General features: G+C 30.5%; 9 protein-coding genes. 8 read left to right on the top strand and 1 reads right to left on the bottom strand.

Annotated features, from left to right (window positions below):
• The first annotated feature begins 187 nt into the window (after positions 1–187).
• The 3 genes from ACJDU8_RS24480 (at position 188) to ACJDU8_RS24470 (ending at position 2392) form a co-directional block, all read left to right on the top strand.
• The gene (locus ACJDU8_RS24480; RefSeq protein ID WP_406794803.1) at positions 188–916 is read left to right on the top strand and encodes a hypothetical protein; all 729 of its coding nucleotides are present in this window, start codon (positions 188–190) and stop codon (positions 914–916) included.
• Between the two features lie 624 nt (positions 917–1540).
• A complete protein-coding gene (locus ACJDU8_RS24475; RefSeq protein WP_406794802.1) occupies positions 1541–1870 on the top strand; it encodes a hypothetical protein in 330 nt (109 codons plus the stop codon).
• A gap of 270 nt (positions 1871–2140) precedes the next feature.
• Positions 2141–2392: a hypothetical protein gene (locus ACJDU8_RS24470; protein ID WP_406794801.1), complete on the top strand. Its 252-nt coding sequence runs from the start codon at positions 2141–2143 to the stop codon at positions 2390–2392.
• 222 nt (positions 2393–2614) lie between these two features.
• On the opposite strand, the gene ACJDU8_RS24465 is transcribed toward ACJDU8_RS24470, so the two are convergent.
• Complete coding sequence (locus ACJDU8_RS24465; RefSeq protein WP_406794799.1) at positions 2615–3052, bottom strand: hypothetical protein; 438 nt, start codon at positions 3050–3052, stop codon at positions 2615–2617.
• 395 nt (positions 3053–3447) lie between these two features.
• On the opposite strand from ACJDU8_RS24465, the gene ACJDU8_RS24460 reads away from it, so the two are divergent.
• The 5 genes from ACJDU8_RS24460 (at position 3448) to ACJDU8_RS24440 (ending at position 8370) form a co-directional block, all read left to right on the top strand.
• Positions 3448–3786 (top strand): hypothetical protein, encoded by a 339-nt coding sequence (locus tag ACJDU8_RS24460; protein ID WP_406794798.1) that lies wholly within the window; start codon positions 3448–3450, stop codon positions 3784–3786.
• A gap of 207 nt (positions 3787–3993) precedes the next feature.
• Positions 3994–4269 carry a hypothetical protein gene (locus ACJDU8_RS24455; RefSeq protein ID WP_406794797.1) on the top strand — a complete coding sequence of 92 codons (276 nt, stop codon included), beginning with the start codon at positions 3994–3996 and terminating at the stop codon, positions 4267–4269.
• 149 nt (positions 4270–4418) lie between these two features.
• The gene (gene terS / locus ACJDU8_RS24450; protein WP_406794796.1) at positions 4419–5204 is read left to right on the top strand and encodes a phage terminase small subunit; all 786 of its coding nucleotides are present in this window, start codon (positions 4419–4421) and stop codon (positions 5202–5204) included.
• Between the two features lie 95 nt (positions 5205–5299).
• Positions 5300–5665 (top strand): hypothetical protein, encoded by a 366-nt coding sequence (locus tag ACJDU8_RS24445; RefSeq protein ID WP_406794795.1) that lies wholly within the window; start codon positions 5300–5302, stop codon positions 5663–5665.
• A gap of 1073 nt (positions 5666–6738) precedes the next feature.
• Complete coding sequence (locus ACJDU8_RS24440) at positions 6739–8370, top strand: G1 family glutamic endopeptidase (RefSeq protein ID WP_406794794.1); 1632 nt, start codon at positions 6739–6741, stop codon at positions 8368–8370.
• Positions 8371–8466 lie beyond the last annotated feature (96 nt).

Raw genomic sequence — 8466 nt, 5'->3', positions numbered from 1 at the left:
CTACGGAGTTGGAGCAGACTATGTTAGGGGTTACACAGATGCTTTAAAACATCAGAATGAACTTTTAGACAAAAAAATAGCAATTTTAGCAGGGAAGTAAAAATATAAGTGTAAGTAAGACAAACTGTGGTTACTACTTAAGCTTTCGTAGTAACCACATGAGTTTATTAAATGGAGGTAAAAGAATATGATTAATTGTAATATAGAACGTATATTAGATACTTATAAAAGTACTGTTAGACAGAATAGAATTTTAAGAATTAAATCAGGAGAATTAAAGCGAACCGATCCTGAATGGAAACAGTATATAAAAAATGAATTTGTTAGAGATAGATGGATAGTTATAGCCCTATATAAACGTATAGATGAATTACTTGAATGTAAGAGAATATATGATAATGACTATATATATTTTGAAAAAATTAATGATGTTGTGAAGAGGGCTGAGATTTATCTTCAAATATCGGAAATAAATAAAACAATTGAATGTATTTCAAAACATATAGCGAATTTTGGAAAATTTTTTATAGATATATTAACTTTAAATATATTATCTGAACATGATGTATGTCAGTTGCTTAATATAAATTGCCAAACTTTTCAGAATAGAAAGCGAAGATATAAAAACAAGTTTGGAGAAAAGAATAACTTGACATTAAAGATTGTAAGTGTTACAGGGGCAGAATATAGATATAGAAAGGGTAAGCTGAAAGGTATATATGATTGCTATGAGTATGAGATGCCAGTATATTGGGCTGTAGATGAGTGCATGTTGCAGGAAATGGACAATAATAAAGAATTTGGTGAAGCTGCAGGTGAGATTTTTAAAAGTATATTTTCTGATGTAAATACCTACAGTGCAGTTATGGATTTAGAAGGCAATGTAATAAAGGTAGTTGAAGAAAGTAGCTGTTGATTAAGGCTTTATACGCTCCTACTTTTTAGGTAAAATTATCTTGAAAAACTAAAAGATGCAGTTCATTTTGTTCTTAGTTTAATAAAATTTATCCTATATTTTCACATTAATATATTCTTATTCCACGGGCCTTTTGTAACGACCTTCTACACAACACGTTATTAAGCATCAAGGACATCACTATTCTGAATAGCTAAGTAATGTTTTGGTGAGTTGGATAATGCCCATCTAGGATATTGTATATGTTGCGTCTCTCATTATTAAAATGCTTTTGTGGCATAAACGTTAGTTTGAGTTTTATATTTAACCTACATTCCACACATGAAAATTAACATTTTTTAGTATTTATCTATCCATAGCATTATTATGAATAAAATTATTGCTTAAATAAATAATCCTTATTAGAACAAGGTGTACATTAGATATTAATACAATTTAATATATTTTGTTATGGCATTTACAATAAATGTAATTCGTGGATTTTCATACATGTATTTTATAGGCTAATTTATGAAAATATATGTTATATTAAGGCGTTTATTCCATAGTGTAGAGGAATTTCATGTGGAATGTAGGTTTTAAGTAAGCAGATTAAAAATTTAAAGATATAAGGGAGGAACTAACGTGTCTAATAAATTAAGAGATGCAATTAATAGGACTATAGAGTTAGAGTTTGAGGATGTTAATTGCAAAACCGGAGATTTAAAAGTACTTGAAAATACAGGAGAATATAAAAGGTTGCTTGAAGAATATAATGATATTTTAAGAAAGTTATCTTTAATTGTTCCATCAAAAATATATACTTTAATAATTAAGATTGATGATATTTCAGTACAGTTAGCTACAATTCAGGCGCAATATTTTTACAAAATGGGCGTTATATCTGGGCTTACAAATCTTAGATATTTAGGGGAAACTAAACCAGAAATAGTATCTATGAAAGAAGAAGTTTAGTACTATGTTTGATAGCTTTTTATATTATAGGAATATAAAAAAAGGCTATATAAAAACTTACTAAAGGAACTAAGCTATAAGTCTAAGCAACTTTAGTTTACTTCCTTTAAAGCTTAAAATTAAGTAGAAAATATTACATGGATTTTTGTAACAAAGTAATGCTAAAGCCTAACTTTAGCACATTAAACTATTTTATGTTAGTATATACATAAGAATTTATGGAAAAATAAGTATTTACATACAAATATTTAATGAAAGGGGGAACTGCTTATGGATAATAAAAGAAATTTAAATTCTTTTAAAGGAAAAGTATTTAACACTGAAAATCTCGCATACATAGATGATCCAATAACGGCTATGATTGAGGGTGTTGCTATCTTACTAGGTGACTATGAAGTACCAAGAAAACAAGCTGCTAAGTTATTACTCAAAGCACTATTGAGAGATGAATTCTTAGAAGCTTTATTAGAAGATATGGAGATTGAAAAGGCTAAAGGAACTAAAGAAAGTTGTGAAGCTTAAGCTACAGTAAAATTACCAGGAGTGACTCTATTGAAATCTAGGTGGAGAGATAAATAGGAAATAGAGCAAAATAGTAGTTTGGGTGTACAGGTTATAGATGATATTCCTGATGAATAAACCAATTATAAATAGAGACAAAAAACATGATTCTGTAGTGCCTATTTAAAAAAATTAAAAAGAGCATTTCTGCTCTTGATATACAACAGTATAGGAATATTGTTATTATTCTCTATTTGGACCTATCGATGGAGATACAAGTAAAATTAAAAAGCTTACAAGAATTATCGTAGATATAATTTTAAATAGTATTAGGCTTGATAAAATAGTAATAATGATTACAGATATATTAGATAGTATTAGTATTACGCTTAATATTTTACCTTGTTTTTCTTCATCTTCAAATTTTTTAATAAGAAGGTATGTAGAAGTGGACATTGGTGCGATAATCAATAGTATTAGTGCTAGAATTAAAAATACCTGGTGGCTATCAGATTTCATATATATCCACACGAAATTAAATAAATCATCATGAGGAATCGATTTTAATAAAGCACTTAATTTACTTCTGGAATAAGCTATAAGAAGTAGGCATGGGCATATTGTGAGTATATAGGGTATTTTTCTAAAAGTAATGTTTGTAAGTGTTTGCTGAGTTTCCAATTTTCATTATCATCCCTTCGATAGTAGTTAGTATAGTATATTATTAATAACTACTAAAATATGAATTTTATAAGAAATTTAAAAAGCTGGTAAATGTTGCTGTCACCTTTAAGGTAGTACCAAATAAAAAGCCGTAGTTTCTGTAATCCTCTCAATTAAAAAAAGTATAGTAGAGATTAATAGCCTAATAACATATATCTATCTTAAAAACCCCAATTATAATTTAGTACCAAAATAAAATGGTACTTATTTTTATATACAAAAAGCTTAATTAAGGTGGTGGCACATGCTGCTATTTTTTTTATTTTTAAGCAGGAATTTAGAGTTATTTGTAGAAATACTTAACAAATACAAATTAGGCGTGTATAATATAATGAAATTTAGGAGGGTTGAAAATGAAAAATAAAACATTTACGTCTTTAATAATTACTGTACCATTGCTATTAAATGTAGGATTTGCCACAATGGTTCATGCATGTTCCACTAACAATACTGAGGGAGCTATACCTATAACGTACATTTCACCTTCTGCCAATATTGAAACTAAACTAAATGATTTAGTAGCATTAGAAGATATATCTCAAGCTCAAGAAACAACGATATTAAATATGTTTTATACTGATGAGATAACTACAACACCAGATTTTACAAAACAGCTAGATACCTTAGTAACAAAAGATACTGTAACACAAAATCAAGAACATATAATATTAAGCCTATTCCCAACTGATTAAGACAAGTATTAGTACTATTGTACTTATAAGAAATCTTATATTTTGCCAATAAATTCAAGAGAGTGGAAGCTCTCTTTTTTATTTAGAATAATAAAATTAATAAAAAACGGGAATAAAAAGATTAAATAGACAGTATACATCTATCATCTTTCTATTTTAGCAGGATATTATCATTATTTATAAAAAATTGAAGAAGGGGGTATAGGTATGGATGGAGAAGAATTAAGTACCGATAAAGAGAGATTGAAGGAAGAAATAATAGACATACTAAAGAAACAAAATTATATAAGTGAATTGAGTGAATGTCCATTGACCACTTTAAAATTTCTTTTGAGAATAGGTAATGCTCATTTAGATGGTCCTGCAATTTATAGTGCTTTATGTGAACTTGAAGAGGAAAGTAAGGTAATAAAGGGTTTTGAACGGATTACCAGCAATTTGAGTATCAAAATTAATACATCCAGATGGTATTTAAAACAATAAGGAAAAGCAAAACTAATAAAAAGAGTATAGGTTCTATGCTCTTTTTATTTTTTACCCTGTGCCCCTTGAAATATGCATAGGAGTACAAATTATATTAAAATATAATTAGAAATGTTGTAAAAAGCAGGGTAGGTGGTGACAATGTAAACATGGCAAGACCGAGAAGTCCAAACAGAGATAGGGCATTTGAGATTTACAAAGAGCATGGTGGAAATATTGATTTAGTAAAAATTGCAGAGCTTTTAAATCTTTCATCTGGAAGCATAAGAGGGTGGAAAAATAAAGATAAATGGGATGATAAATTGAATGGAACGTTCCCAAAAGATACGGAACGCTCCAAATGTGATAAACAGTCAAGGGGTATTCAAAATCAACGAATAAGAAGTGGTAATCATAATCCTAAAAATCAATTTACAAAACGGAACAAAAAAGCTGAGTCCCATGGCTTTTTTTCTAAGATTTTTCCACCTGAAACAATGGAGATAGTACAAGATATTATGATAAAAGATACTTTGGATATGCTCTGGGAAAACATAATAATTCAGTATACGGCCATAGCAAGGTCACAGAGAATTATGCATGTTAAAAATAAAGAAGAAATGATTAAGGAGCTCAAGAAGACTAAGGGTATTGCTATCAGAGGAGATAAAGATGCCAAAGTATTGAATACGGAGATTGAATATGAGTTTCAGTTTGCGTGGGATAGACAAGCAACATTTTTGCAGGCTCAATCGAGAGCTATGGCAGAGTTGAGAAGTATGATTAAGCAGTATGATGAAATACTTCACAATAACTGGGATATGGATACAGAAGAGCAGAAATTAAGAATCGAGAAGATTAGAGTTGAAATAGAAAAGACCAACCGTGATAATCTTGACGAAGATATAGAATATGTAATCAAAGATGGTGGCGAAGATGAGAATTATAAGGATTAAATGTTGTTAGTTTCTAATACCCCTGCTCCAAATTTGCGGCACCCTCTTTTTAATACCAAAAGATACTAACTCACAGTTTACAAGGAGGTACTATATTGAAAAATCAATTCTACAAAGAAAAGGAATATGAATTTAACATTACTAGAGAATGTAAGACTTTATGTATAAGTTGTAATAAGTTCATAGAATCAATAGATAGTAGTAGTTTAGAGCTAATGAATACATCCTTTAACTTAATAATAAATAGCTGTAAGAATATTAGAAAGACTAGGGCACCACTTAAATATGCACAAATACATAAAGATATAAAAAGAATATGCAACGTATTAATGAAAATATATCGTAATATATTCCATAGGTTCATTGATGAAGTATGGACAAATAAGTACAAGTATAAGATTTCTGAAGCTATTGAATTACTAAAAGTACCGTTGGGCAAAATAGGGGTCATTGGTAATTAGTGAACTACCCTCACTTATAGAATATAGGGTTATTTTAACAATTTATATAAATCTAAAATAAAAAAATAGAGAAGCAAGTACCACTCTATTATAAATACGTATTTTCCTAATAGTAAAAATTGTACTAGGTATTCAAATGTCAAAATAAATTACTTTCAACAATGTAATAATTGTATCTATTATGAGAAACTTCACAATCAATGATAAAACAACCCAATAAAAAAATAAGCACCTTAAATAACAGGCACTCACTTTTTCATATAAGGAGTCTAATTTAATTAATATACAAACTTCTGGCAGTTGCACTTTAATTTAATGTGCCCTGCAACTATAGACACAAAGTTTGCAATTACAATTATTTTTTAAGGGATATATGTAAATAAGTTATCTTCATTTTCACTAAGTTTATTTTCTTAGGACACCTATTATTGTAAGGGGGTTTTGTTACAATTTAATGGCATATTTATTAATTAGTTGTTTAATTTTTTAATATCCTATAAACACTATAGAAACAAATAAGTGCCATTCTTTAACAATGTTTATTTTGTAACATCACATAATGAATAATGGACCTTATACTCTATGTTATTCCGCGTCATTTTGCGGGCCCACATGCCTTATATTCAACTTTTGATCTACAAGTAATATAAAATATATATGTCTTACATCTTAACGTATCTTCTCTTTACGAAATGTTAATTCTGTACGTTTCTAAAAAATGTTATAATAAACTCAACCCTAACAACAATATGATAAGAGAAATATACGAAATCCTCCTTAAACATATTGTGCCCATCTGTTAGAGGGGTATTTTTGAAGAGAGAGGTATAGATAGATGGCAGATAAAACGATAGCTTATAAAGAATGTGGATAGGGATTCATATTTACTGCAACTGAACAAGCTCTTTACAAAGGAAAAGAGATCCAATAATGACCCTCAAAAATGTATGGATTGTAGAAGAGCAAGAAAGCAACGAAGCAATAACAAAAAAGATTTGATAATACTATTCAATAAAAAGGTATATGGAATTGTTTTAATTATGTTCGGTTGGATACACAAGGAGGAACTATATATGATAAGTAAAAAAGTATGTATGGAATTGTCAAAGATTGCAATAGCTATAATAATTGCAGCTTCATTAGGCGGGGTTGTTTATGCAAAAGAGGGTGATATATATAATATATCTACTACGCCTGTTACGGACGAAGGAAGCATAAGTAATATATTACTTAACAATAGAACAACTCTTTTTGATCTTATATTAAACATGAGTAGCTATGGTTATGAAGTAGGCGGTAAAATATATAATGCATCAGATGCAAATAAGCAATTTGCTGCCACTCCTACAGCAACAATAGAGACGATATATTCAGATATAGAACAAAATGATACACCAACAAGTTATACTCCACAATCAGGTGCAACTGTTTCTTCAGTGAGTGCTACTAATGGAACAATAGCAGTAAGGTTAAGTGGCGCACCAACAACGACACCAGCTCTTAGCGATTTTGCTGTAACTCAATCAATAAGCGGAGCAACAGCTACAACAGTAACTCCTACAGCTATTAGTACTAATGGAGATGTCGTTACATTGACAGTACCAGTAGTAGCAACAACATCGGCTGCTCAAAGTGTTGTTGATTCAGTATCTTATCAGAGAGGAATTGCAGTAAGTGCATCATCATTCACTGTTAACCCAGCAACTACGCCTACTATAAGTACGATAGGCAATATAATTGTAACTGTAAATCAAAATGATAGCTATAGTTTGCCAACTACTGTACGAGCCATTATGAGTGATGGAAGCACAGAAAATGTATCTGTTACATGGGATAATCAAGTAGATACAAGTCAGCCAGGTACATTCACTTTTAACGGTACGGTTAATGGATATAGTGGGGATGTTGTACTAATCCTGAATGTAGAGGCCTCATCAATAACCTCTATAAGTTTTCCGGATGACACAGAAGAATCAAGTAATTGGGCAGGATACATAGTTACACCTACATTTAATAGTGGTTATACTAGCATTTCTGGCAGTTGGACAGTCCCTAATATTTCATCAACCCAACAAAATGCAGCTGCTGCACAGTGGATCGGTTTGGGAGGATCAAATACTACAGATCTCCTTCAAATGGGAACCACAGAGCAAATGGAAAATGGCCAACCTACAGCAGAGGTGTTTTGGGAACAGCTACCGGACGTTGCTCAAGATGTAACAAGTGTTCCTATTGGTTCAGCTATTAAAGTTAGTATAGCTGAATCGTCAAGTTCTATATGGAATTTAACATTCACTGTAAATACCCCTGACGGCCAAACACGAACTCAAACAATATCTACCACGTTAGATTCTTCTTATGCTCAAGAAATTGGAACATCAGCAGAATGGATTAGTGAAGATCCTTCCGATGAAAACGACCAACTTCTTCCTTTGGCAAATATGGGTACTGTACAATATCAGTCAGCGATGGTTAATGGTCAAACATTGAATGCATCTGATAATACTGTTCAACCTATCGCTATGGTATCAAGTAATGGAGATATCGTGGTTTATCCTTCTGAACTTGGCACGGATGGTGAATCATTTACCACGACAAGTAATGATCCAACTTCAATTTATGAAAATACACTAAGAAGATTTCCAAAACGAATTTCGAGGCATAAGCAATCCTCTTTATGTAAATTAATAAAATCTGTTAATTAATATATTAGATAACTCATAACTCTTAAGCCCCTAAATAGGTTTGGACAATTACATCTGTATTTATTATAATGTAGAAAGTGATTGGAGGTAAACTAT

The sequence above is a fragment of the Candidatus Clostridium eludens genome (genome assembly GCF_045310515.1).
Lineage (GTDB): Bacteria > Bacillota > Clostridia > Clostridiales > Clostridiaceae > Clostridium_B > Clostridium_B eludens.
Note: the sequence above shows the minus strand (reverse complement) of the source record. Positions and strands in the feature narration are given on the sequence as shown.

Coding starts and splice junctions, on each gene's coding strand:
- ACJDU8_RS24455 (WP_406794797.1), top strand. CDS start 3,994: ATGGATGGAGAAGAATTAAGTACCGATAAAGAGAGATTGAAGGAAGAA.
- ACJDU8_RS24440 (WP_406794794.1), top strand. CDS start 6,739: ATGATAAGTAAAAAAGTATGTATGGAATTGTCAAAGATTGCAATAGCT.
- ACJDU8_RS24470 (WP_406794801.1), top strand. CDS start 2,141: ATGGATAATAAAAGAAATTTAAATTCTTTTAAAGGAAAAGTATTTAAC.
- ACJDU8_RS24460 (WP_406794798.1), top strand. CDS start 3,448: ATGAAAAATAAAACATTTACGTCTTTAATAATTACTGTACCATTGCTA.
- terS (WP_406794796.1), top strand. CDS start 4,419: ATGGCAAGACCGAGAAGTCCAAACAGAGATAGGGCATTTGAGATTTAC.
- ACJDU8_RS24480 (WP_406794803.1), top strand. CDS start 188: ATGATTAATTGTAATATAGAACGTATATTAGATACTTATAAAAGTACT.